The 24,322-nt window shown below is 63.0% G+C and carries 25 protein-coding genes; 11 read left to right on the top strand and 14 right to left on the bottom strand.

Annotated elements, in window-relative coordinates:
• Positions 1–35 precede the first annotated feature (35 nt).
• The 3 genes from ABID19_RS00230 to ABID19_RS00220 all read right to left on the bottom strand — a co-directional run bounded on the left by ABID19_RS00230 (position 36) and on the right by ABID19_RS00220 (position 2,738).
• Positions 36–1,556, bottom strand: a complete 1,521-nt coding sequence (locus ABID19_RS00230) for an MFS transporter (RefSeq protein WP_354487075.1) — start codon at positions 1,554–1,556, stop codon at positions 36–38.
• 57 nt (positions 1,557–1,613) lie between these two features.
• Positions 1,614–2,009: a (R)-mandelonitrile lyase gene (locus ABID19_RS00225; RefSeq protein WP_354487074.1), complete on the bottom strand. Its 396-nt coding sequence runs from the start codon at positions 2,007–2,009 to the stop codon at positions 1,614–1,616.
• Between the two features lie 150 nt (positions 2,010–2,159).
• On the bottom strand, positions 2,160–2,738 hold the full coding sequence (locus ABID19_RS00220) for a methyltransferase family protein (RefSeq protein ID WP_354488240.1): 579 nt from the start codon (positions 2,736–2,738) through the stop codon (positions 2,160–2,162).
• A gap of 148 nt (positions 2,739–2,886) precedes the next feature.
• On the opposite strand from ABID19_RS00220, the gene ABID19_RS00215 reads away from it, so the two are divergent.
• The 3 genes from ABID19_RS00215 to ABID19_RS00205 all read left to right on the top strand — a co-directional run bounded on the left by ABID19_RS00215 (position 2,887) and on the right by ABID19_RS00205 (position 7,409).
• Positions 2,887–3,753 (top strand): alpha/beta fold hydrolase, encoded by an 867-nt coding sequence (locus tag ABID19_RS00215; protein WP_354487073.1) that lies wholly within the window; start codon positions 2,887–2,889, stop codon positions 3,751–3,753.
• A 400-nt stretch (positions 3,754–4,153) separates the two neighbouring features.
• Positions 4,154–6,205 (top strand): elongation factor G, encoded by a 2,052-nt coding sequence (locus ABID19_RS00210; protein WP_354487072.1) that lies wholly within the window; start codon positions 4,154–4,156, stop codon positions 6,203–6,205.
• Between the two features lie 706 nt (positions 6,206–6,911).
• Positions 6,912–7,409, top strand: a complete 498-nt coding sequence (locus ABID19_RS00205) for a methyltransferase family protein (RefSeq protein ID WP_354487071.1) — start codon at positions 6,912–6,914, stop codon at positions 7,407–7,409.
• Between the two features lie 234 nt (positions 7,410–7,643).
• Here the strand turns inward: ABID19_RS00205 and ABID19_RS00200 are convergent, their stop codons facing one another.
• Both ABID19_RS00200 and trxB read right to left on the bottom strand, forming a co-directional pair.
• Positions 7,644–8,540: a LysR family transcriptional regulator gene (locus ABID19_RS00200; RefSeq protein WP_354487070.1), complete on the bottom strand. Its 897-nt coding sequence runs from the start codon at positions 8,538–8,540 to the stop codon at positions 7,644–7,646.
• An 87-nt stretch (positions 8,541–8,627) separates the two neighbouring features.
• Positions 8,628–9,602 (bottom strand): thioredoxin-disulfide reductase, encoded by a 975-nt coding sequence (gene trxB / locus ABID19_RS00195; protein ID WP_352933716.1) that lies wholly within the window; start codon positions 9,600–9,602, stop codon positions 8,628–8,630.
• A gap of 261 nt (positions 9,603–9,863) precedes the next feature.
• On the opposite strand from trxB, the gene ABID19_RS00190 reads away from it, so the two are divergent.
• Complete coding sequence (locus ABID19_RS00190) at positions 9,864–10,340, top strand: Lrp/AsnC family transcriptional regulator (RefSeq protein WP_352933714.1); 477 nt, start codon at positions 9,864–9,866, stop codon at positions 10,338–10,340.
• Positions 10,341–10,388: 48 nt separating this feature from the next.
• Here the strand turns inward: ABID19_RS00190 and ABID19_RS00185 are convergent, their stop codons facing one another.
• The 5 genes from ABID19_RS00185 to ABID19_RS00165 all read right to left on the bottom strand — a co-directional run bounded on the left by ABID19_RS00185 (position 10,389) and on the right by ABID19_RS00165 (position 14,540).
• The gene (locus tag ABID19_RS00185) at positions 10,389–11,030 is read right to left on the bottom strand and encodes a D-glycero-alpha-D-manno-heptose-1,7-bisphosphate 7-phosphatase (RefSeq protein ID WP_354487069.1); all 642 of its coding nucleotides are present in this window, start codon (positions 11,028–11,030) and stop codon (positions 10,389–10,391) included.
• Positions 11,023–11,595 (bottom strand): D-sedoheptulose-7-phosphate isomerase, encoded by a 573-nt coding sequence (locus ABID19_RS00180; protein ID WP_354487068.1) that lies wholly within the window; start codon positions 11,593–11,595, stop codon positions 11,023–11,025. Before ABID19_RS00180 ends, ABID19_RS00185 begins: the two co-directional genes overlap by 8 nt.
• A 7-nt stretch (positions 11,596–11,602) precedes the next feature.
• Positions 11,603–13,093 (bottom strand): D-glycero-beta-D-manno-heptose-7-phosphate kinase, encoded by a 1,491-nt coding sequence (gene rfaE1, locus ABID19_RS00175; RefSeq protein WP_354487067.1) that lies wholly within the window; start codon positions 13,091–13,093, stop codon positions 11,603–11,605.
• A gap of 151 nt (positions 13,094–13,244) precedes the next feature.
• Entirely contained in the window at positions 13,245–13,877 is a 633-nt protein-coding gene (locus ABID19_RS00170; protein ID WP_127206370.1) for a LysE family translocator, read from the bottom strand.
• Between the two features lie 426 nt (positions 13,878–14,303).
• On the bottom strand, positions 14,304–14,540 hold the full coding sequence (locus ABID19_RS00165; RefSeq protein ID WP_354487066.1) for a type II toxin-antitoxin system Phd/YefM family antitoxin: 237 nt from the start codon (positions 14,538–14,540) through the stop codon (positions 14,304–14,306).
• A gap of 143 nt (positions 14,541–14,683) precedes the next feature.
• On the opposite strand from ABID19_RS00165, the gene rfaD reads away from it, so the two are divergent.
• The 3 genes from rfaD to waaC are packed head-to-tail and all read left to right on the top strand — an operon-like array spanning position 14,684 to position 17,585.
• Positions 14,684–15,634: an ADP-glyceromanno-heptose 6-epimerase gene (rfaD, locus tag ABID19_RS00160; RefSeq protein ID WP_354487065.1), complete on the top strand. Its 951-nt coding sequence runs from the start codon at positions 14,684–14,686 to the stop codon at positions 15,632–15,634.
• A complete protein-coding gene (waaF, locus tag ABID19_RS00155; protein ID WP_354487064.1) occupies positions 15,607–16,614 on the top strand; it encodes a lipopolysaccharide heptosyltransferase II in 1,008 nt (335 codons plus the stop codon). Before rfaD ends, waaF begins: the two co-directional genes overlap by 28 nt.
• Positions 16,611–17,585 (top strand): lipopolysaccharide heptosyltransferase I, encoded by a 975-nt coding sequence (gene waaC, locus ABID19_RS00150; protein ID WP_354487063.1) that lies wholly within the window; start codon positions 16,611–16,613, stop codon positions 17,583–17,585. Before waaF ends, waaC begins: the two co-directional genes overlap by 4 nt.
• A 139-nt stretch (positions 17,586–17,724) precedes the next feature.
• Here waaC and greA read toward each other — a convergent pair whose 3' ends face one another.
• Together greA and ABID19_RS00140 are read right to left on the bottom strand one after the other, a co-directional pair.
• Positions 17,725–18,198: a transcription elongation factor GreA gene (gene greA, locus ABID19_RS00145; protein ID WP_065012064.1), complete on the bottom strand. Its 474-nt coding sequence runs from the start codon at positions 18,196–18,198 to the stop codon at positions 17,725–17,727.
• A gap of 262 nt (positions 18,199–18,460) precedes the next feature.
• Positions 18,461–18,997: a tetratricopeptide repeat protein gene (locus ABID19_RS00140; RefSeq protein WP_354487062.1), complete on the bottom strand. Its 537-nt coding sequence runs from the start codon at positions 18,995–18,997 to the stop codon at positions 18,461–18,463.
• Positions 18,998–19,194: 197 nt separating this feature from the next.
• Between ABID19_RS00140 and ABID19_RS00135 the strand changes: the two genes are divergently transcribed.
• The 3 genes from ABID19_RS00135 (at position 19,195) to ABID19_RS00125 (ending at position 21,578) form a co-directional block, all read left to right on the top strand.
• Positions 19,195–19,620, top strand: a complete 426-nt coding sequence (locus tag ABID19_RS00135) for a DUF3775 domain-containing protein (RefSeq protein WP_352933685.1) — start codon at positions 19,195–19,197, stop codon at positions 19,618–19,620.
• A 75-nt stretch (positions 19,621–19,695) separates the two neighbouring features.
• Positions 19,696–20,658, top strand: coding sequence for an extensin-like domain-containing protein (locus tag ABID19_RS00130; protein WP_354487061.1), 963 nt, complete (start codon positions 19,696–19,698; stop codon positions 20,656–20,658).
• Between the two features lie 119 nt (positions 20,659–20,777).
• Positions 20,778–21,578, top strand: coding sequence for an extensin-like domain-containing protein (locus ABID19_RS00125; protein ID WP_352933679.1), 801 nt, complete (start codon positions 20,778–20,780; stop codon positions 21,576–21,578).
• Position 21,579: 1 nt separating this feature from the next.
• Here ABID19_RS00125 and ABID19_RS00120 read toward each other — a convergent pair whose 3' ends face one another.
• Positions 21,580–22,299 (bottom strand): gamma-glutamylcyclotransferase, encoded by a 720-nt coding sequence (locus ABID19_RS00120; RefSeq protein ID WP_354487060.1) that lies wholly within the window; start codon positions 22,297–22,299, stop codon positions 21,580–21,582.
• Positions 22,300–22,409: 110 nt separating this feature from the next.
• Between ABID19_RS00120 and ABID19_RS00115 the strand changes: the two genes are divergently transcribed.
• Entirely contained in the window at positions 22,410–23,117 is a 708-nt protein-coding gene (locus tag ABID19_RS00115; protein ID WP_354487059.1) for an LssY C-terminal domain-containing protein, read from the top strand.
• A gap of 27 nt (positions 23,118–23,144) precedes the next feature.
• Here the strand turns inward: ABID19_RS00115 and ABID19_RS00110 are convergent, their stop codons facing one another.
• Positions 23,145–24,257, bottom strand: a complete 1,113-nt coding sequence (locus ABID19_RS00110) for a Gfo/Idh/MocA family protein (RefSeq protein WP_354487058.1) — start codon at positions 24,255–24,257, stop codon at positions 23,145–23,147.
• Positions 24,258–24,322: the final 65 nt, after the last annotated feature.

Genomic DNA, 24,322 nt, shown 5'->3' with positions numbered 1-24,322 from the left:
CGCGAGCCGGGTTTCGGTGGCGATAGGCACCAGCCTCATCCTTGCCGATCGGGCTGATTGGTTTCGCGCGCCGCCTCGGCCGGCGCCAGAATGGCGATCAGAAGCCCGGCCGTGACGAACGAAACGATGGCCGCCGTTAGCATCGCCGCATGAAAGCCCCCGGCATAGGCGGCTGCGGACAGGCCGCGCAGCCCGTCCTCGCCCATTGCCGCATCGGTTGCGAAATCATGCCGCAAAACAGCCGCGCGGGCTGTCGCTCCGGCATTGGCGATGCCGGCATTTTCAAGCTGCGTCGCCAGCAAGGTCGTTGCCCGCATGCTCATCAAGGCGCCGAGCAGCGCGATGCCGATGGCGGTGCCGCCCTGGCGGGTTGCGTTGATCACCGCCGACACCATGCCCGACCGCTCGCGCGGCGCATACGACATCGCGGCAGCGCTGCCGGTCGGGATCGACAGCGCGTTGCCGAAGCCGCCGATGGCAAACAGCAAGCCTATCGTCAGATAGGGTGTCGAAGGTCCGACCCAGCACATGCCCAGCATGGAAAGACCGCTCGAAAGGTAGCCGGCGGTCATCAGCGCCGAGTGTCCGTAGCGCTGACTGAGCCTGCCGATCGCCGGCGACACGACCATCTGGACAAGAAACAGCGGCGCCATTCGCAGGCCGGTCTGTGTCGGCGACCAGCCCTGTGCCTGCTGCAGGAACATCGAATAGAGAAAGACGCTGGTGTAAGAGGTGAGGCCGAGTGCGAAGGACGCGACATTGGCGACGGCAAAGCGAATGTCGCGGAACAGGCCGAGCGGCAGCATCGGCCTTGGCGTACGCGCCTCAAAGGCAAGAAAGACCGCCAGGCCGGCCAGGCCGACAGCAACCGCCATGACCGTCCGCGGATCGCCCCAACCGTTTTCGCCCGCCGATATCAGGCCGAAGGTCAGCGCGCCGAGCCAGAAGATGCTGAGCGCCAGGCCGACAAGGTCGAGATGGGCATGCTCGGGGTGCGAAGTCTCTGCGACCGAAGCCGCACCCAGGACGATCGTGGCCAAGCCGAGCGGCAGGTTGATCAGGAAAATGCTCTGCCATCCGGCGGCTTCGACCAGGATGCCACCGACCACCGGGCCGGCGAGCAGCGAGATGGCGGCAAACGACGCCCAGCCGCCAATGACACCGGCGCGCTCGCGGGCGTCGGGAAACGCCTGCGTCAGGATCGACAGCGCACCTGGAATGATCAGCGATCCGGCGATTCCTTGCACCACCCGGCCCGCCAGCAAAACCGGCAGGTTGGGTGCCATTGCGCAGATGGCAGAACCGGCCACGAAGATGCCGATGCCTGCCAGCCAGGAGCGCTTGCGCCCGTAACGGTCGCCGATCAGGCCTGCCGATAGCATAAAGGCCGACAGGCAAAGCGTGTAGGCGTCGATCACCCATTGCAACCCAGCGAAGTCGATAGCGAGCGCATTCTGGATTGTCGGCAGGGCGACATTGACGATGCTGACGTCGAGCAGTGCGACGAATGTGCCGAGATAGACGGCGGCAACAAGAGGCAAGCGACGGTTCGACATCACGACTCCAAACATAAGTGTGGAAATCACCTCAACGGCTGCCCGTCGCGTCCCGGCTTAGCCGCCATACTGCGCATCGGTCACCGCCTCCAGCCAGTCGGCGTGGACGCCGTCGAGCGCCTCCTGCATGGCGATGTGCGCCATCGCCGATTTTGGGGCGGCTCCGTGCCAGTGTTTTTCATCAGGCGCAAAAGAGATGACGTCGCCGGCCCTGATCGCCTGTATCGGGCCGTCCCAGCTTTGAGCGAGGCCCGCGCCCGATACTACGTAGAGTGTCTGGCCTAGCGGGTGTGTATGCCAGTAGGTACGCGCGCCCGGCTCGAAACTGACCAGCACGGCGCGCAGCCGCGCCGGCGCTTCCTTCTCGATGATCGGCGTCTGCAACGCACGGCCGGTAAAGTACTTTTCCGGCGCAATAATGGTCGGTGCGCTGCCACAGGCAATGATCTTCATCGTTGCGAATCCTCAAGCTGATGGTGGATCGGTCGGCGGCGACCGTTCCTTTTGTTGCTAGAAACGGGCACTTTCGTCCGATAGCCATCATGCTGCAACCGCTTTCGCGGCTGTTCGGCGCCGGCTCTGTCGCGGGATTTGATGGGACGCCTATGCTCGCATCCGGCGGCTTCGCCGATCACGGCGCAGGCGCGGCCAGAACAAGCCGGCGCGTGCGCGGTACGCTCCATAGGCGCCGGCCAGCGCAGTGCGCGAAAACTTCCTCTCTTCGTCCAGCGCAGCGATCGTATAGATGACGACGATCCCGGCGACAGGCACCACCGCCCAGATCGACCAGGTCGCGATCCCCCATCCGATCCAGAAGATGATGTAGGACGCATAGAACGGATGGCGGATATAGAAGTAAGGGCCGTCGGTCACCAGGCTGTCGGGATTGTCGGCGTCGAACGCAAAGCGCAGCCGTGCCTTGCGGGAAATGGCGATCGCCCACCAGAACAGAACGGAGCTTGCCAGTTCGATGGCGAGCCCGCCGATCTTCGCCGCCACCGGCTGCCGTTCGATCCACAGGATCGCGAGAAAGAACAACGCCACGCCGATCACAACGGCCGAAACGATCATGGCACCTGGCGGCATGGTCGGCGACTGAAAATGAGCGCGCATGGACCAGGCATATTGACCGAGCGTCGCGATGCTGGTGATCGAGACAAGAAGATCGAGCGCGCCTTCCATCACCAATGGTCCCCTTAGATTAGCTCTCGTGGATTCGTCATTGTACCCGATTGCCGCTGATAAATCCTTTCTTAACCACAAACCTAAACAACATGGTGACCTTGAGATGCGACGTTGGCCGTCAGCCAATCCGAGGGTCTAATCCAGCATGGTCGTTTCCCACCGCACGATCCGCACCCAGCAAGCGGATTTGCGCCTCAGCCAGTCGTCGGGCTCGGGCATCCCCATCGTGCTGATCCATGGCTCGGGCAGTTCGCGGGCGGTATTCGCTCGGCAGTTCGACAGTTCCCTGGCGGCTGCCCACCGGTTGATCGCCTTCGATCTTCCCGGCCACGGTGAATCGTCCGACGCCGATGACCCGGCGACCGCCTATACGATAGCTGGCCTAGCTCAATCGGCGGCTCAGCTCCTCGACAGCCTGGGAATCGATCGCGCCGTCGTTTTCGGCTGGTCGCTCGGCGGGCACGTTGCAATTGAGCTCGCGAGTTTTCACCAGGCGGTCGCCGGGCTGATGCTGACCGGCGCCCCACCGGTGTCGAAAGGACCGTTCGGTATGCTGCGTGGCTTTCATGCCCACTGGGACATGCTGCTCGCGTCCAAGAAAGCTTACTCGGAGCGCGATGCCGAGCGCTTCGAAGCCCTATGCTTCGGCGACACCGCCGATCCATCCTTCCGCCAGGCCATCCTGCGCACGGACGGCCGGCTGCGCGCTGCAGTGACGCGGGGCATGATCACCGGCAAGGGTGCCGATCAGAAGCAGGTTGTCGAGCAGGCCGCATTTCCGCTAGCGATCGTCAACGGCGAGAATGACCCGTTTGTCCGGCTCACATATTTTGAAACGCTCGCCTACGGCTCGTTATGGGAACATTGCCACGTCATTCCCAATACCGGGCACGCTCCATTCTGGGAGCATCCGGACCTGTTCAATCCGCTGCTGGCGCGCTTTGCCGAAACGGTAGCCGAGCAAAGCAGGGACGAAGCCACGCTGGCACCACGCCGAACCCGGGCCGGCTGAAACCTGTCGGCGAGGTGGTGTCCACCCTGCGTCCGTTGCGGCAACATCCGCGACGTAAGGCGAACCTCAAATCAGGGCAATCGGGTGAAGGAAAAATCCTGTTTCCTGTCCTGTATCGGCGGTGGAAACCATTTCGCGAAGCGAAAATGGCAAGGCCGACCGGCCGTCGCGCCCTTTGGCGCGTGAAGCCAAGGTCGCAGATGCGACCGCCGGCGTTTGAAGCAGCAAGAAAGAAGGGCAATCGGGCCCACCCGATTGCCCCGAACCTCAAATCCCTTGCCCTCCCGGCTAACCCGTGGGACGATGCTTTTGGGTAGGTGGCAAACTGAAAAAAGCCCCGCCCGCGACGGCCGACAGGCCGGCCGCCGCTCCCAGGGAAACGCCTGAGTGGAGGTCAGTCATGGGAACTCGCGCCGGAGGACGACGTACGGGACCGAAATGCATTGCCATAGTCGGTCCCTTTGCAAGCGGTAAGACAACACTTCTCGAAGCCATATTGGCCCGCACCGGCGCCATTCCCCGCCAGAATCCCGTATCGTCGGGAAACACCGTTTCCGATCATTCGCCTGAGGCGCGCGCCCACGCCATGAGCGTAGAGGCGACCTTTGCCACCACCGAATTCATGGGCGAGCAGCTCACCTTTGTCGATTGTCCCGGCTCCATCGAATTCTCTTTCGAGGCAGAGCCGGTGCTCGCCGCCTGCGACATCGCCGTCGTCGTCGCCGAAGCCGACGAGAAGAAGATTCCTGCCCTGCAGCTGATCATGCGCAAGCTCGACGATCTCGGCGTGCCGCGCATCATGTTCCTCAACAAGGTCGACAAGGCCATATCAGCCGTACGCGACACGCTGAAGATGCTGCAGCCGGCAAGCTCGGTGCCGTTGCTGCTTCGCCAGATTCCGCTGCGCAAGAACGGCGTCGTCATCGGCTCGATCGATCTCGCTCTGGAGCGCGCCTACATCTATCGCGAATATGCCGAAAGCGAGATCGCCGATATTCCAGGTGACGACAAGGCGCGCGAGCTCGAGGCGCGCTTTTCGATGCTGGAGACGCTCGCCGATCATGACGACCAGTTGATGGAACAGCTCCTCGAAGAGATCGAGCCGCCGAAGGACGCGATCTTCGACGACCTCGCCGCTGATCTCCGTGACGGCGCGGTGACGCCGGTGCTGATCGGCACCGCCGAGAAGGGCAACGGCGTGCTGCGCCTGTTGAAGACGATCCGCCACGACGCGCCCGACATCGAGGCGACCCGCAAGCGCCTCGGCGCGCCTGACGGCAAGGCGACCGTGGTCCAGGTGATGAAGACCATTCACACTGCGCATGGCGGCAAGCTGTCGGTCTCGCGCATCCTGTCCGGCCAGCTTGCCGACGCCTCCGAGCTCTTCCTTTCGAATGGCGCCACGGCCAAGGTCTCCGGCATCTACAGAATGCTCGGCAAGGACCAGACAAAGCTCACCTCGACTACGGCCGGCGACACGGTCGCCCTCGGTAAGCTGGACGACGTCACGACCGGCCAGACGCTGAGCTCGGTCAAGGGCGGCATCAAGCCGCTGGTCACACTGGCGCCGCCGCAACCGGTCTTCGCCTTCGCGCTGCGCCCGAAGGAACGCAAGGACGAGGTGAAGATGTCGGCGGCCATCCAGCGCCTTGCCGAAGAAGATCCTTCGCTCAGCCTGCGCCACAATCAGGATTCGGCCGAAACTGTACTGTCGGGCCATGGTGAGATGCATCTGCGCGTCGTGCGCGAGCGGCTGGAAGGCAAGAACCAGATCCCGGTCGAGGGCCATCCGCCGGCCGTGCCTTATCGCGAGACGATCCGCAAAACGGCGCAGCAGCGTGGCCGCCACAAGAAGCAGTCGGGCGGCCATGGCCAGTTTGGCGACGTGGTGATCGAGATCAAACCGCTGCCGCGCGGCTCCGGCTTCCAGTTCACCGACACCATCACCGGCGGCGCCGTGCCGAAGACCTATATCCAGTCGGTCGAGACCGGCGTGCGCGACTATCTGAAATCCGGCCCGCTCGGCTTTCCGGTGGTCGATGTCGCCGTCAATCTCTCCGACGGCTCCTACCACGCCGTCGATTCGTCGGACATGGCCTTCCAGATGGCGGCAAAGTTGGCGATGAAGGAAGGCATGGCGGCCTGCTCGCCGGTGCTGCTCGAACCGATCATGAAGGTCGAGATCGTCACGCCGTCCGACGCGACGTCGAGGATCATCGCCCTGATCCCGCAACGGCGCGGCCAGATCCTCGGCTACGATGCGCGGCCCGGCTGGCCTGGATGGGATGTCGTCGAGGCAACCATGCCGCAGGCCGAAATCGGCGACCTGATCATCGAACTGCGTTCAGCCACCGCCGGCGTGGCCAGCTATCGTGCCGCCTTCGACCATATGGCCGAACTCACCGGCCGCCTGGCCGACGAGGCGTTGAGCGCCAACGGCAAGGCCGCCTGACACTGGACTTGGCGAACACAAGGAAACGGCGCCCGGAATGATCCGGACGCCGCTCTCTTGCGGACCGTCTTCGTGGGAGGCGAAACGGCAGGTCCGCCGCACATGCCGCCAGCGCCTGACGGCTTCAGCGGAAGAATGGTTCGGACGCGGTAGCCGCCTGAGCCCGGATCGTCCGAGTGATGCCCCCATCTCCCGCACGAACCACACCGCGTCCTATGATAGGCTTAGTCGATGCGGAGCGCCTGCGATATGTTACCTGAGGTTACATGTCACTGTTACGCGACAATTTCGAGCGGCTTTCCCTTCGAGCCGGCAGGTTTCAGGCAACAAAAAAGCCGGATCAATGAAGATCCGGCTGAGTTTGATTGGAAGTGCCTGTTAGGGCTAACCTCCAGAGGGGAACACTCTAGGGCGCTAATGGGAGGAGAACGCGCCCAGGAGATGATCTATATATGTGCTCATCATGCCCAAGAAACAAGCATCTATTTTGCAACACACACATGCAAAATGACACAGGCTGTGGTCTAACCCATTCCTTGGCCTCATAGGACCAGAAAAATCGTCGAAACGCGGCGTTCGCGAGCCGGGAATCACAGCGGAAAAGGCGAATCAACATTAATTCTCGGTGAAAACACTGAAAACGCCGAATGGCGTGGAATCGGGCAGTTCGCGTTCATTTCTGCGGCAATCTGGCAAGGAGCCACCGGTGCGGAGAGTTTCGGCGATCGCCGGCAGCGCATTGTTCTTCATCGCAGCACCCGGCATGGTCGCGGGATTGCTGCCGTGGTTGCTGACCCATCGCTATCGTCTGCCGTGGTCGACCCTGCCCGGCTTGGTACCGGTCGGCTGGGTCCTGATTGTCGTCGCCACGACCTTGCTGCTTCATGCCTTCGCCCGTTTTGCCCTCCAAGGGCTGGGCACGCCCGCGCCGGTCGCGCCGACCGAACGACTGGTCGTCGGCGGCGTTTACCGCCATGTCCGAAATCCGATGTACCTAGCCGTGCTGTCGATCATCCTTGGCCAGGCGCTGCTGTTTTCGAGCTGGGCGCTCGTTGCCTACGCCGTCATTGCGGCCGCGGCCATGGTCTCATTCGTGAAGTTCCATGAGGAACCGACGCTTGCCCGCCGCTATGGCGTCGACTACGAGGCCTACCGCCGCGCCGTTCCCGGCTGGCTGCCCCGCCTGACGCCATGGCGTGAGTGAGCCCGGAAAACGGAACCGCTTTATTTCAAGGTATGTTGAGATTCAGGTCAGGCCGAGCCGAGAACGGGGATTCCGAAACCCGGAACGGAGCGGACATTTGGGTCCGTGACTACCGGCCTACGCCGGCCGTAGCCTTAACTGCCGCGAACGCCCATGAGTGCTCCGGCCGGCGAAGGCCGGAAGCGCAGGAAGCCCTCCTTCGCAGGCCGGCATCACCTGAATATCGACATGCCCTTAGAACGACCAGCTTCGCGCCTTGGCAATGATGAAATCGCGAAAGACATGCAGTTTCGCCTGGTTCTTCATGGCATCGGGATAGGCGAAATAGGTGTCGAAGGACGGCACTTCGGTCTCCGGCAGCAACTGCACCAGCCCTGAGTCCTTGCTGACCACATAGTCGGGCAGCATGGCGATGCCGGCGCCACCCTGTACCGCGCGCTTGATCGACAATATGTCGTTGATCTGCAGCGTCGGCACTCTTTGCCCGCCTTCGAAATCACCGACCGTTTCGAGCCAGTTCAATTCCGACAGATGCGCCGGCACCGGCACGCCGAAGGTGACGATGCGATGGGCCTTCAACTCGGCGATCGACGCCGGCTTGCCGTACCTGTTGACGTAAGAAGGCGCCGCATAGAGATGGAAATGCACGGTGAACAGGCGGCGCTGGATAAGATCGGGCTGCTGCGGCTGGCGCAGCCGGATCGCGCAGTCCGCCCGGCGCATGGTGAGGTCGAGTTCCTCGTTCGCCAGGATCAGCTGCAGGCTGATCTCGGGATAGAGCTCGATGAATTCCTGCACGCGCTCGGTCAGCCAGCCGGCGCCGAGCCCCACCGTGGTCGTCACCCTGAGCACGCCGGAGGGCCGGTCCTTGGCCTCGGTCAGCCGCGACTTGATCGTCTCCAGCTTCATCAGCACGTCATGCGCCGTGCGGAACAGCATCTCACCCTGCTCGGTCAGCACCAGGCCGCGGGCGTGGCGATTGAACAGCGGCACGCCGACGTCGTGTTCGAGTGCGCTGACCTGCCGCGAGATCGCCGATTGCGACAAATGCAGCGTCTCGGCGGCATGGGTGAACGACCCAGCCTCCGCCGCAGCGTGAAACACGCGTAGCTTGTCCCAGTCCAACGCCATGATGCCCCCGTTCTGTTTTTGGCGTCTGCCTGTTTTTAGCGCCTGAATGAGAAATCAGGCTTTTGCGCGGCTTTCTCCGCCGCTTTCTTACTCCGCCGCTTCGCGGTGAACTTCGATCCCGGCGAGGTACTTTTCCGCCTCGAGCGCGGCCATGCAGCCGAGTCCCGCCGCCGTCACCGCCTGGCGGTAGATGTCGTCGGTCACATCGCCGGCGGCGAACACGCCCGGCACGTCGGTGCAGGTTGAATCCGGCGCCGTCCACAGATAGCCGTTCGGCTTCTGCTTCAACTTGCCGGCGAACAGTTCGACCGCCGGCGCATGGCCGATCGCCACGAACACGCCGTCGACCGTCAGATGCATCTCCTGGCCGGTCACCAGATTGCGCAGCTTCAGCCCTTCTACCGAGGGCGGCAGCGGCATCTTGCCGGACTGGCCGGTGATCTCGTCGACGACGGTGTCCCAGATGATGCGGACATTGTCCTTCTTGAACAGCCGCTCGCTCAAGATGCGCTCGGCGCGGAAGTCGCTGCGCCGATGAATGACCGTCACGCTCTTGGCCAGGTTGGAAAGGTAGAGCGCCTCCTCCACCGCCGAATTGCCGCCGCCGATCACCGCGACATCCTTGCCGCGATAGAAGAAGCCGTCGCAGGTGGCGCAGGCCGATACGCCGAAGCCCATGAAGGTCTGTTCGCTCGGGATGCCCAGCCATTTCGCCTGCGCGCCGGTGGCTATGATCAACGCGTCGGCGGTATAGGTGGTGCCGGAATCACCCTTGGCGCGGAATGGGCGGACATTGAGGTCCACCTCGGTGATAATGTCGTTGATAATGTCGGTGCCGACATGCTCAGCCTGTTTCAGCATTTGTTCCATCAGCCACGGACCCTGGATCGGATCGGCGAAACCCGGATAGTTTTCGACATCGGTGGTGATCATCAACTGGCCGCCCTGCTGCAGGCCGGCGACCAGCATCGGTTTCAGCATGGCCCGGGCGGCGTAGATTGCCGCCGTATAACCGGCGGGACCGGAGCCGATGATGAGAACGGGCGCGTGCTTGGTGGTCATAGCAGGGCTTTCACAACAACCGGACGCGAATGAAGCGTCCGGCACAGGGAGATCGATATCGGCCTTAATCTAGGTGTTGCAGGCGACGCCAGCAAGACGACCTGGCCTTCGTCCCCGGAAAGCTTCGGCACAAACAGACGATCCATGAACATCTTGCGCGGTAACTGTTCGAAAATCACCAGGCGAAGGGATGGAATGGACGCCGAAGTCGTTTAATTACAGAATCGCGAAAGATTCTTGCGTGAAGCGCCGAAGGTATCCATGCCGCTCAAAGCCGACCTCGATGCCATCGACTGGAAGATCCTGCGCGAGCTTCAGCAAGACGGGCGCATGACCAATGTCGAGCTGTCCGGCCGTGTCGGCATTTCGGCGCCGCCATGTCTGCGCCGCGTCAGGCGGCTGGAAGAGACCGGCATCATCCGAGGCTACCGCGCCCTGCTCAATGCGCCGGCTCTCGGCCTGGACGTCGTCGCCTTCTGCCTTATCGGCCTGCACCACCAGGCGGACGCCGAGCTGAAAACCTTCGCCGAACGCACACGCGGTTGGCCGATCGTGCGCGACGCCTGGATGGTGTCGGGCGAATCCGACTTCCTGCTGCATTGCGTGGCAAGCGACCTCGGCGCCTTCCAGACATTCGTCATCGAGGAGCTGGCCTCGGCGCCGAACGTCGATACGGTGCGGACGGCATTGACCATCCGTCGGGTCAAGGACGAGGGCCTGGTGGCTTTCTCGGCTTGATCTGGATGGCAGGGCACGCCGGACGCGATTTATCCTGACCTGGACAGATCACGGCCAGAGCGCCTCGATCGCCGCCAGCAGCCCGCTCAAGTCGCGATGGTCGCGCAGCGGTAGAACCGAAAATCCTCGCTCTCCGGACGCCTCGCCGTCGACCAGCCAGCCTTGCGACAGGCCCGCGCGCCGCCCCGCCTCCATATCAGCCGGCTTGTCGCCAACAATCAATGAACGCTGGAGATCGAGCCCGAGGCATCTGGCTGCCTCAAGCAGCATGCCCGGATTGGGCTTGCGCATCGGGTGGTCAGCGATGCCCAGCGGCCCCTCACCCGCCTCGTGATAGGCGCAGGCAAGCACCATGTCCACGAACGCGCGCCGAGTGCGCAACAGCTCCAGCACACGGCCGTTCACATTGGCAAAAACGCTCCAGTCAAAGTAGCCGCGCGCGATGCCGGACTGGTTTGTCACCACGACGACCGGGATTCCGGCCCGGTTTGCGGCAGCGATCACCGGCAGCATCTCAGGCCGTAGCACAATGTCGGCCGGATCGCTGGGATAGTCGGTATCGAGGTTGATGGTGCCGTCGCGGTCGAGGAACAGCGCCGGCGTGCCAGTTGTAAAAACCGAGGTACCGATCCGCTCCACCCAAAGACCCGGCTCAACCAGCGAGTGCGGCGTCACCGCTTTGTCAGCCATCGCAAAGGCGCGCTTCGACCATTTCGCACAGATGGTGATACAGGCACAGATGCCCCTGCTGGATGATCGGCGTGAAGGTCGAGGGCACGTTGAGCAGGATGTCGGAGAGCTGCTTGAGCTTGCCGCCAGTGTCGCCGGTCAGGCTGACCACCGTCATGTCCATCGTGCGCGCCTGTTCGGCGGCGGCAAGAATGCTGGGCGAGTTGCCGCTGGTCGAGATCGCGAGCAGCACAGCACCCGCCGATCCATGCGCCTCGACCTGGCGTGAAAACACCGTGTCGAAGCCGTAATCATTGCCCCAGGCGGTCAGCACCGCCGCATTGGCCGGCAGCGCGATGACGTTGTAGGCCTTGCGTTCCCTAAGGAAGCGGCCGACCAGTTCGCCGGCGATATGGATGGCGTCGCTGGCCGAACCGCCATTGCCGCAGATCAGCAGCGCCTTCCCTTGCGAAAGTGCGGCGACGATAGCGGTAACCGCCCGCTCCATCTCGCTGGTGACGTCGCGCTCGACCATCGCGGTGATCGCGGCCGCCGAGCGGACCAGGTAATCGTTCAGTTCGGACATGAAAACCTCAGCTTGTACTGCCGGCGCGCAACTTGCCGATGGTGCCGGTCGTGCTTTTACCGGCGACGAGATCGACCAGCACGACGCGGCCGCCCGCCTTCTGCACCACTTCTGCGCCGACCACCTGATCGATCGTGTAGTCGGCGCCCTTGACCAGTATGTCGGGCTTGAGCGCCTCGATCAGCGCCAGCGGCGTGTCTTCCTCGAAGACGACGACGGCATCGACCGAGGCAAGCGCCGCCAGCACGCAGGCCCGGTCATGCTCGTCGTTGACCGGGCGCCCCGGCCCTTTCAGCCGGCGCACCGAGGCATCGCTGTTGAGCCCGAGAACCAACCGGTCGCATTGGCTGCGCGCCGCATGCAAAAGGCTGACATGGCCGGCATGAAGGATATCGAAGCAGCCATTGGTGAAGCCGACGCTCAGCCCTTCGGCCTTCCACGTCGCGACCAGCCGTGCGGCGGCAGCGGCATCGAGGATCGCATCCCTGTGGGCAATCGGTCCGTGCGAGCGAAACAGCGCGCCGCTGAGTTCCTCGACCGTCAGCCGCGCGGTACCGCGCTTTCCCACCACCACGCCACCCGCCGCGTTGGCGATGGCGGCAGCCATGCTGCGGTCGGCGCCGGCGGCAAGAGCCAGTGCAAACGTCGCGATGACAGTGTCGCCGGCGCCTGAAACGTCGAACACTTCTCGCGCCTGCGTGGCGATGTGGCGGGCATCGTCCGCGCCGACGACGCTCATGCCTTTTTCGCTGCGCGTCGCGACGACGAAATCGAAGCCATGCGCCGAGATCAGCTCACGTGCCGCGGCCACAATCTCGTCATCGGCAAACACCGCGCGTCCGACCGCCTCGCCAAGTTCCTTGCGGTTGGGCGTGATCGCCGTCGCCCCGGCATAGCACGCATAGTCGCGGCCCTTGGGATCGACCAGCACCGGCTTTCCTGCTTCACGGCACATCGAGATCAACTCGCCGGCGACGCCGTCGAGCAACATGCCCTTGCCATAGTCGGACAGGATAACGATGTCGGCTTGCGCGAGCGCGGCGCGGAAATGCCGGATCAGCGTCGCCCGCTCCGCGTCGCCCAGCGGCTTGATTTCCTCTTCATCGAAGCGCAGTACCTGCTGGTTGAGCGCGCTGAAGCGGCTTTTCGACGAGGTCATGCGGTTCGCGTCCTGTGCGAGGCCGCCAGTGCCGACACCAAGCTCGGCGAGCATCCGCATGAGATTGTCGCCGGCATGATCGTCGCCGATCACCGAGACCGGAAGCGCCGCAGCGCCGAGCGACACAATGTTGGAGACGACATTGCCGGCGCCCCCTATCGCCAACGTTTCACCACGCCCGCGCAACACTGGAATAGGCGCTTCAGGCGAAATCCGCTCGATGACGCCGTTGACGAAACGGTCAAGGATGAAGTCGCCGACCACCAGCACGGTGACGCCGCTGAACCGCGAAATGGCGCGGTGAAGGGGTTCGGGAGAAGGCAAATATTGCTCGCTCATGTTATCCGCGACGTGCGATGGGAGCCAGTCCCGATGCCGTGAAAGCGCTGGACTGGCGGGGCTGGTCGTTCATGGCGAAGCCGATATACCGCAATTCCGCCTAAGGCAACGGCAGGCGCCGGGCCGATCCCGGCAAATGGCGGCCGACGGATCAGCTTTTCTGCAAAGCGACATGAACGCCCAATCCGACGAGCACCGCACCGCCGGCACGCCGCATGAGGCGCTGCGCGTGGCTCGAGCGCCGCAGCCTGGTGATCAGCGCACCTGCCAGCACCACGCACATGACATCCGCCGAGGAGAACATCAGGTTGACGATCGTCCCGAGAACGAGGAACTGGAGCCAGACGGGAAATGTCGCCGACGCGTCGATGAATTGCGGCAGGAACGCCATGAAGAAGATTGCCGTCTTGGGATTGAGCACCTCGACGGTGATGCTCTCGAAAAAGGCGCGGCGGGCCGACTTCGGAACAATGCCCGGGATTACCGCATCGTCTTGCGCCCTGGCGCGGAACAGCGATACGCCCAGCCAGATCAGATAGAGTGCGCCGGCCAGCTTGACCGCCACGTAGAGCGTCGGCACGGCATGGAAAAGCACGGACAGTCCGGCAGCCGCGGCGATGACATGCACATAACCGCCAAGATGAATACCCAGCGCCGCCGTCAGGCCGGACCAGCGGCCGCGAGCCATGGTTTGCGCAGCAGCGTAAAGCATCGCCGGGCCGGGTATGTAAGCGAAGATCGCTGTGGTGGCGAAAAAGGCGATAAGCAGTTCGGTCGACGGCATCTCTTCTCCTTCATATCCGGTTGCAGGCGATTCAGTCCGCGCGCGGGATGGCCTGTACGGACAGCGGCAATGAAAACGGACATGACTTTCTTGTGGAATGACGGACTGAATGCGCCGATCCGCGCACTGGGTTCGAAGTAGGCTGAAGATTCCAGGATATCGTGGTTGTATTCGTCGACTATGACCCAAAGGGGGATAGGGTCAAGCCCGGCACGGTGACGTTCAATCTCCGGAACGCCAACAGCGACGCGATCGCGGCCCGGCGGCTTGGAGATGATTGCAAGGATAAAGAGGTTCGTGCCGCCGGCTTTCCCCGGAAGGACGGCCACGAAGGCGACCGGTCGCGACTTTCGACCTTCGGTCTCGCCGCCTCCATGTTGGCGATGCCACAGATACGGATATCGCCAGACGTCGGCGGTATTGGGTTTAATCACGATCCAACTCGGCGGCGTATTCCTCAAGCATCTCGACATGTTCGGATGGGGCATCCTTAGCCGCGTAGGCCCGGCGGCTATCCTTGGAGAATTGAGCCTCGTAGGTCTCGATGCTCATCAGGACATATCTAGGCTTGTTGTGACGAGTGATAGAGACGGGCTGCTGGCTGGCAGCCGCGAGCACGTCTCCAAGCTTCTGTTTCAGATCCGTCGATGGATAGTGTTTCATGGCCACTCCGTTTTGTGCATAATAGACAAAACAGACAAAATAGACAAGAAAGACGATGACACAGGGCAATCGCCTGCTTTATCGACAGTCCCGCCAGCCTCCCCTATAAGGGCCGGAATCGGCACAAGATACCAGAGGCTTTCATGATCATCGTCACGGGCGGCGCCGGCATGATCGGCTCCAACATCATCGCCGCGCTCAATGCAGACGGGGTTAGCGACATCCTCGTCGTCGACGACCTGACCGATGGCCACAAGATCGCCAATCTCGCCGATCTCCAGATCGCCGATTATCTCGACAAGGACGATTTCCTGACGCGGCTGGAGGCCGGGGACCTCGGCCGCATCGAGGCCGTCTTCCACCAAGGTGCCTGCTCGACCACCACCGAGTGGAACGGCAGGTTCATGATGGAAGTGAATTACGCTTATTCGAAGCGGCTGCTGCATGCGTGCCTGGCACTGCGCGTGCCCTTCCTCTACGCCTCCTCCGCTTCGGTCTATGGCGGCGGCGCCGAGTTTCGCGAGGAGCCGGAATGCGAACGCCCGCTCAACGTCTATGCCTATTCAAAGAAGCTGTTCGACGACTATGTCCGCCGCATCGTCTTCAGCACAGACCATTCGCCTGTTGCGGGCCTGCGCTATTTCAACGTCTATGGGCCGCGCGAAGCCCATAAGGGCGCCATGGCCTCGGTCGCGTTTCACCTGTTCAACCAGGTCGAGCAGGGCCAGAACCCGAAGCTGTTCGGCGCCTATGACGGTTTCGGACCCGGCGAGCAGAGCCGCGACTTCATCCATGTCGGCGATGTCGCCGACGTCAATCTGTGGCTATGGAAGCGGGGCTCAAGCGGCATCTTCAACTGCGGCACGGGCCGTGCCCAGCCGTTCCGCGCCATTGCCGAAACGGTGATTGGCGCGCTTGGCAAAGGCGAGATCGAGTTCATCGACTTCCCCGACCATCTCAAGGGCAGCTACCAGAGTTTTACCCAAGCTGATATGTCCCGGTTGCGCGCCGCCGGTTACAATGGTCAGTTTCGCACAGTGGAAACCGGCGTCAGAGACTATGTCGAATGGCTGAAAGCCCAACGATCCTCGTGATCGGCCCACGCTGGGTGGGCGACATGGTGATGGCGCAGTGCCTGTTCTCGGCGCTGAGAGAGCGTCACCCCAACGCCGCGATCGACGTGCTGGCCCCGGCATGGGCGGCGCCGCTGGTCAAACGCATGCCCGAAATACGCCAGCAGATCGATCTGCCGCTGAAATCCGGCGCACTGGAATTCCGCATCCGAAGGCGCTTCGGCCGCCTGCTGCGCGGCCACTACGACATCGCCTATGTCATGCCCGGCAGCTGGAAGTCGGCGCTGGTGCCGTTCTTTGCCCGCATTCCGCGCCGTGTCGGCCATCTCAAGGAAATGCGCTACCGGCTGCTGACGGATATCGTTCCCTTGCCCGACCATATGAAACGGCGCACGGCGCAGGCCTATTTCGGTCTCGCGCAGGGAGGTACGTTCCGCGCTCCCAAGCTCGCCGTCGACACGAAAAACCAGGCTGAATTGCTGAGCCGTTTCGGGCTGAAGGCAAAAGAATTCGTCGCGCTGATGCCGGGCGCCGAGTTCGGCCCGGCAAAACGCTGGCCGAGCGAACGCTATGCCGGCCTTGCGCGCGAGATGATAGCAAAAGGCTTTAGGGTCGCGCTGTTCGGATCGAAGAACGACGCCGAGGTGACAGCGGAAATCGCCACGCTTGCACCAGGCGTTGTCGACCTCGCCGGCCAGACGCGGCTGGAGGACGCCATCGACCTGATCGCCGCGGCCAGGCTTGCGGTGTCGAACGACAGCGGGCTGATGCATGTCGCCGCCGCGGTCGGCACGCCGATCGTTGCCGTCTACGGGTCGACCTCGCCGCAGAATACGCCGCCGCTCGCCGAGCAGCGCGAACTTGTCTGGCTCGGCCTGTCTTGTTCGCCCTGCCACCGGAAAATCTGCCCGCTCGGCCATCTCAATTGCCTGAAAACGCTCGAGGTGGCACAGGTCGCGGCGGCAGCGGAACGGCTGCTGGAAATGCCGGCCGCCGCATGAGGGTGCTCATCGTCAAGACATCCTCGATGGGCGACGTCATCCACACCTTTCCGGCCGTCGAGGATGCACGCCGCAGCCGGCCGGATGTGTCGTTCGACTGGTGTGTGGAAGAGGCTTTTGCCGGCATCGTGGCCCTACATCCGGCGATCGCAACCATCCACACTGTGGCGATCCGGCGCTGGCGCACGCGCCCGCTCGTCCCCAGCACATGGCGCGAAGCGGCAAGATTGCGCCGCGCCTTGCGGGATTGCCGTTACGATCTCGTCATCGATGCGCAAGGATTGCTGAAATCGGCCCTGGTGGCGAAACTGGCTGCGGCGCCGATCGCCGGCTTCGACCGATCGAGCGCCCGCGAACCTTCGGCGACTTTATTCTACGACCGCCGCTACGCGGTGCCGCGCGATCTGCACGCCATCGAACGCACAAGGCGGCTGTTCGGGCTGGCGCTTGGCTATGAGCCGGATTTTTCAAGACTCGAGTCCGGCATCGTGCCGTCGGCCGGCAGTTCGGATTTTGCCGGCGAAAAACCGGCCTTCCTGCTGCACGGCACCAGCCGCGAGGACAAGAAATGGCCGGCCGGCGACTGGGTCGAAACTGCCCGGCTTCTCGTAGAAAGAGGAATGACGCCGGTCACCACCTGGTCTAACGACAGGGAAAAGGCGGTTGCCGAAGCGATTGCCGAGGCCGTTCCGCAAACCGTGTCGGTGCCGAAATCACCGCTTGCCGAGATCGCCGCGATCATCGGCCGGTCGGTGCTGGTCATCGGCGCCGACACCGGCCTCACCCACCTCGCCAGTGCATTCGGTCTGCCGACCGTCGCCGTGTTTCTGGCGACGGAGCCAGGCCTGACCGGCCCGCGCGGACCGTTCTCGTCAACGCTACTGGCCCCGCCCGGCAGCCGCGTCCTGCCTGCGGAAGTGCTGGCAGAGGCCGAGAGGCTGCTGGCACTCAAAACGCAACCACCGACGTAGGCCTTTTAAGAATTCGCTCCGGCGAGTCGGATGGCGTGGTTTTCGAGAACCGGAGCGGAGCGTACATTTGGGTACGTGAGCACCGGAAGCGCAGAAAGCCGCGTTAGCCGGCCGCCGGAGTAGAATTATCAAAAGGCCTTCAGATGAACTGCACCTGGACGATCTCATAGCCCCGCGCACCGCCCGGCGCATTGACCTCGATCGCATCGCCGACTTCCTTGCCGATCAGCGCCCGCGCGATCGGTGAGGAGATCGAGATGCGGCCGGACTTCACGTCCGCTTCCTGGTCGCCGACAATCTGGTAGGTCTTCTTCTCTTCCGTGTCCTCGTCGACCAGCACCACGGTGGCGCCGAACTTGACCTTTTCGCCGCTGAGCTTGGTAACGTCGATCACCTCGGCGCGTGCGATGAAGTCCTCAAGCTCGTTGACGCGGCCTTCATTAAGGCTCTGCGCCTCTTTCGCCGCGTGATACTCGGCATTTTCCGAAAGATCGCCATGCGAGCGCGCTTCTGAGATTGCTTCGATGATGCGCGGCCGCTCTTCCTGCTGGCGCCAGCGCAGTTCTTCCTTCAATGACGCGAACCCCTCGCCTGTCATCGGGACCTTGTTCATGATGCCTGACCTTTCCTGCCGCCGCCCCCGCATTCCGGGAGCGACCTTGTCGATGGGTACAAAAAGAAAACGGTCCGGCAGCCTCGGGCTAACGGAACCGTCTCACCGCAATTTCCCTAGATATAGCAATCTTGGCGCGTTTTTCACGCCCAAAAAAGGGGGTTTCTGAAAATTCATCGACCGTTTGTGGAAATGCCGCCACGCCGGCAACAAAAACCGGCTGCGATTGCTCACAGCCGGTTGAGGAGGATTGGGATCCGAATCAGCTCCTTATGAAATGGTCGATCTGCTCCGACAGCATGCCGTATTCACGAGACCCCTTGCCGGCGCGCTTCTCGATCTCGCGGAGCTGTTCCTGGGCTCCGGCGAGATCGCCGATCTGCAGATGAGCCTCGCCCAGATATTCACGGACCAGCGTATAGTTCGGGTCGATGCGCAGCGCTTCCTCGTAATAGCCGAGCCCGACGGTGACGCGTCCGGAATGGCGATGCGAGTAGCCGAGATAGTTGAGGATGCGTGGGTCTTTCTTGTCGGCAGCCAGGCTGAGCACCGCGATCGCCTCGTCATAACGTCCGGCCATCGCCAGCGCGTGGCCGGCTTCATAGATGTTGTCGTCGTCCAGCATGCCTTGCTTGGGCGCCACGCACTTCTTCAGCTTCTTGTCCCAGACCGTGCCTTTCTTGCACTGGGTGGTGGTCTGGTCGCTCCCGCCTCCACCTTCACCGGCCGAAAACGCCGTAACCGCAAACAGCGGCAGGGCGGCAACCGCCAGAACGTGGATCAGCAATCGTCTGCGCATCGAAGCCTCCTTGAAGCATGACAATGCAGGACTAACGCCGGGCAAAAGCCTTTTCATCCCGGAAAAGTCATAGCCGCTGAAAGCTTTTTTAAACGATCTGTGCCGGTCGGAAAATTGAAGCGTCGAACATGACGTGACGAGCGCTGCAAATTCGCTATCATCCGGAAGACGGCAAACGGAGTATCCGGAGACGGCCAGTGCAGCGGCGCCTTGAAAAGGAATGGGAACTTTCGATCGGTCCCGACACGGTGCGCCTGTTCATCCTCAAGGCGAAGGCGCTGAGCGCTGCCGTCAACGAAGACTATGCCGATGGCGCCGAGCACGAGGTAGAACTCGATGGCGAAGCGCATGACAACCACCATCATGACGGTCTGGCGGAGGAAAGTTCCGAAGATCTCACCGAAGAGGAACTGCGCGAACTGATCAACGACCTCAATGTCGACGAGGCGGCCGAGCTCGTAGCACTGGCCTGGGTCGGCCGCGGCGATTATGACGCCTCGGAATGGGCCGACGCGCTGGCGGCCGCGCGCGAGCGCGCCAACAAGCGCACGGCGAAATATCTGCTCGGCATGCCGCTGCTGGCTGACTGGCTGGAGGAAGGACTGGAAGCGATCGGTGCGTAACACCGCGGTCACCTATCGTGATCGGCCAACCCTTCATTCAGGGCAACTTCCGCATTCGCCCGCCGTTAAGATCGAATGGCGGCGTTCCCCCTTCCCGGATTGATCAGATTGGCGCTGCCTTTGGCAGCGGCGATACTGTTCGCAGGGGCGGCGGCCCAAGCTCCGGAATTGCCCGACACCGTGCCCGTCCCGGAGCTCAATCAGTCGCAATCGGTCCAGCAAGCCCCACCTGCCAACGTGCCGGTTCCCGAGCCGCGTCCTGCGGATGCACCAAAGCCTGATCAGCCCGCGACCGGCACGCTGAGCCCGGAGAAATCGGACCAGCATAAGGAAAGCCGACCGGAGCCGCCGGCAATCGCTCCAACGCCGGGCGAAAAGCCCGCCGAGGCGGAACCGCCGCCCACCGTCCCGAAACCGCCGGAGAAGCCGGCGCAAGCGCAGGAAAAAGAAATCCCTCCCGACCCGCGCTCGGCCTCTGTGCCGCAGGAAAAAATGCCGGAGGAAGAACTTGCCTGCCGCAGGCGGCTGAAGTCGATGGGCGTCGACTTCGAGGAACGCAAGGCCGAGCACGATGCGGCCGTCGGCTGCTCGATCCCCTATCCGATCGCGCTGAAGACGCTGGGCAAGTCGTTGGGTATCAGCCCCGAAGCCGAGCTGAACTGCGGGATGGCCGAGGCCGCCGCGCGGTTCGCCGCCGATATCATCCAGCCGGCGGCCAAGGCCGAATTCGGCGCCGAGCTAAAGTCGATCGGCCAGGCATCCGCCTTTGTCTGCCGACACCGCAATGGCGGCGGGAAACTGTCGGAGCACGCCTTCGGCAACGCGCTCGACATCGCCAGCTTCACCTTGTCCAACGGAAGAAAGATCGATGTCGGCCCTGTGCCGTCGGAAAAGGACGCGAAATTCCTGAACGCGGTGCGCAAGGCAGCCTGCGGACCGTTCAAGACAGTGCTCGGCCCGGGCAGCGATGCGGATCATTCGCTGCATCTCCATCTCGATCTTGCACCGCGCCGCAACGGCGGCACCTTCTGCCAGTGACATGATGCCGAACCGACATGCAGCGCCGCAATTTGGCCGCAGCGGTAAACGCGGCCGCTGATTTTTCCTTTACTCTTGGCGGCTAAGCTCTGTCTCATCTAGGGACAGGGAACCTGCCAATGGCCGGGATATTTCGCGCAGCGTTTGTCGCCGTGCGGCAAACCAGACGCGCGCGCATGGTTGCCGGCGCGCTTGCCATCGCAGCGATCTCGGCCTGCACTACAGGCAGCGTGCTTTCGCTGGAACCGGCGGTCGATGTCGGCAGCCAGACATCAGCCGTTCCGAAATACGCAGGCATGCAGAGCCTCGTTCCATCCAACCCATACATGACCGCCGCCTATCCGCGGATGGACGAGCCGATGGCGCCGCCCGAACAGATGCCGGCCAGCGAGATCGACTGCCGCAAGGAGTTGAAACGCCTCGGCGCCGTCTACACCGACCTTGCGCCGATCCGGGAAGGCCAGTGCGGCATCGACTATCCGGTCAAGGTCTCGGCTATCGGCAGCATCCAGATGAAGCCGGCCGCGACGCTGACCTGCGATATGGCCGCCACCTTCGCCGGCTGGACCAGGAATGAACTGGTCCCGTCCGCCCGCTGGCGTTATTTCTCCGGCGTCAAAACCATTCGCCAGGGCTCGAGCTATTCCTGCCGCAGGATCGCCGGCGAAGGCGTGCTGTCGGAGCACGGCAAAGGCAACGCCCTCGACATCATGAGCATCGAGCTCAGCAATGGCAACGACATCGACGTGCGCAAGCCCGGCCTGTTCGCCTTCCGCACGCGCGGCTTCCTCAACACGGTGCGCGCCGACGGCTGTCAGTATTTCACCACAGTGCTCGGCCCCGGCTACAATTACGACCACCGCAACCATTTCCATTTCGACATCAAGAACCGCAAGAACGGCTACCGCGCCTGCCGCTAGATCAGACGCGCAGGGTGGCGCCTGTGGAAGCGGCGATTTGCTGTGCTACCAAATCCTGGATGCGCCACAGATTCCTGTCCCTGATGCCGCTTTCTTCGAGCTTGCTGACGGTCCGAAACAGATACTGCGCCGATGAGCCCCAATGCCCGGCGGCGCGCGCCAGCGTCTGCGCTACCTCATCAAGCGGCAAGCGTCCGGCATAAGCCCTGCCGTCCGGCGCGGCGACAAAGGCCAAGGCACGCAGCGGCCCATCCTGGGTGCGGACCGTAATCCAGCATGGCACGTTGGTTGGTGGGTTCGCATCGATTTCGCGCCGCATCAACTGGCCGAGCTGTCCGAAATGGTCTTCCGCTGGCAGCCGGTAGACGATACCATTGCAACTGCCTCCCCGATCAAGAACCAGCATCAGCGCCGGCAATTCACGGGTTCCACGCCAGCGGGTCAGCTTCAGGCAGAATGAGCGGTGCCACCCCGGCGCTCTGGCCGGGCGCTGCTCGATGTGAGTGAATTCGGGATTCCAGATCAGCGAGCCGTAGGCAAAAACCCACAGCGTTTCGGGCCGGTATTCGGAAAGCAGACGTTCGACCAGATCATCGAACTCCGCGTCTGTATGCTCGCTGGTACCGGGTTCAGGGCCTGGGTCCGGCTCGATCCGCTCGACCCGAGCGACAAGTTCGGCAGTCAAGGCCATTGACTTGCGGGTTATCGGCTTCCGGCTCATTTTGCCCAGTGTCCCCAATGACGACCGAAGATAGATTGGCCGTACATCGATAGCCATTGATTTCCAGGGGCTATCGCGAGAGAGATACTCGCCACCATTGGGCGGCAATCATGAGCCGACGAAGCCTTCGACGACGCGCAACGACCTGGCTGGTGGCGTTCTGTGCCGGCTATCTCGTGCTCGCCTACTTCGCCGCGCCGGAATTCTGGACCTTGCGGGACCGCAACTTCCGCTCGCAGCGCTTCGAGATGGTGACGCGCACGCCGCAAGGCATTGCGGGCGATCCGATCAATGTCGGCCTTGTCGGTACCAAAAAAGAGCTGGTCCACGCCTTCGCCGTCGCCGGATGGGATACCGCCGACGCCATCACGCTGAAGACCGCGATCGAGATCGGCGAAAGCGTGCTGTTCAATCGGCCCTATCCCGACGCGCCGGTCAGCCGGTTGCTGTTCGAAGGCCGCGCCCAGGACCTGGCCTTCGAGAAGCCGGTCGGCGACAGTGCCGACCGCCGTCACCACGTCCGCTTCTGGCAGACCGACTCGACCGGAGACGATGGCCGGCCGCTCTGGCTGGGTTCGGCAAGCTTCGATCGCGGCGTTGGGCTCAGCCACGACACCGGTGCGATCACACACCATATCGATCCCGACATCGACGCCGAGCGCGATTTCCTGATCCGCGACCTGTCTGCCGCAGGCATGCTGATCTCGACCAGCGAGATACCAGGCATCGGTGCGACAAAGGCCGGGCGCAATGGCGGTGGCGATCCCTATTTCACCGACGGAAAGACGGTGGTAGGCGTGCTCAGGCAGTTGCCATAGGCGCGTTGCTGGCGATCCTTGGCCCGATCACGCCAGCGCGGTGCGGCTTCCGCTTTCGGCTGCTCTCTCGATCGCGGCGATGATCCGATGCACTGCGACCGCATCCTCGAAGCTCGGCGCCGAGCGGGTACCCTCGCGCACATCCCTAGCCATCCTCGCATAAACGCGGGCGACGTTCCCCGGCTCCACATCCTCCGGCCAGCCGGAACGGTATGAGGCGGGGACCTCCAGCGGCCGGAACACCTTCTCCCCGTTCCGCGCGCCCTTGAGGGAAAGCTGCACCATCTGCGTATGGCCGGAAGGACCCGATATCAGGATATCGCCTTCCGTGCCGTTGATCTCCCAGACCAGGCCGTTGTCATCTCGCGCCGCGCCGCCTCGGTAATGGATGGACAGGGGCGCTCCGCTGGCGAGGACCCCGCTGACCAGCACCTGGTCCGGGGCGGACACGGGCAGCGTTTCCCGGGTATCGACGGCGAGCGCTATGGGCCGCCGCGTCGCCAGCACAGCGGATACCTCCGCGATGTCGCCGAGCACATCCCTGAGCGCCGCCAGCGTGTGCCCCACCGGGATCGTCAGCATGGTGGCGCCGTTGGCGCGATCCAGCAGATAGGCGTAGATCTTCTTTTCGGAGATGGAGCCGCCCCAGCCGCCGCCCCGCGCGACCAGAGTGGTCGACAGCACCTCGCCGACGAACCCGTCGGCGATCAGATGTCGCAGATATTCAATTTCGGGAGCAACGCGCGCTTGGGTTCCGACCACGCCCAAGACACCCTTGGACCGAGCAAGCGCGGCAAGTTCCTCGGCCTCGGCCAGCCCGTTGCCAAGCGGCCATTCGCAGTAGACGTGTTTGCCCGCGCCGATCGCCGCTTTCACAATCTCCAGGTGAGGAGGCACCTTCACCGTGACAGTGACGATGTCGATCTCCGGCGCCGCGATCAACTCGGCGACGCTGGCGAAGGCCCGCGGCAGCCCGGTCGCTCCGGCCGCCTTCTCGGCGCTGGCCAAGCTGGTGTTGGCGACGCCGACGATCTCGAAGCTCTCCGATAGGGCATTAAGCGCAGGAATATGGGCCCGTGCCGCCCAGCTCCTGCCCGGCTGCAATCCGACGATACCGACCCTGAAGCGTTGTCCTGGCATGGTGTTCGGTTCTCCTTCAAGCAGCCTTGGCTTTGCCGTCAAAATTGCGAGATCGGCAGTGGCTA

Origin of the sequence: Mesorhizobium robiniae (assembly GCF_040545535.1) — a bacterium.
Lineage (GTDB): Bacteria > Pseudomonadota > Alphaproteobacteria > Rhizobiales > Rhizobiaceae > Mesorhizobium > Mesorhizobium robiniae.
This window is presented reverse-complemented; position numbering and strand designations above follow the sequence as displayed.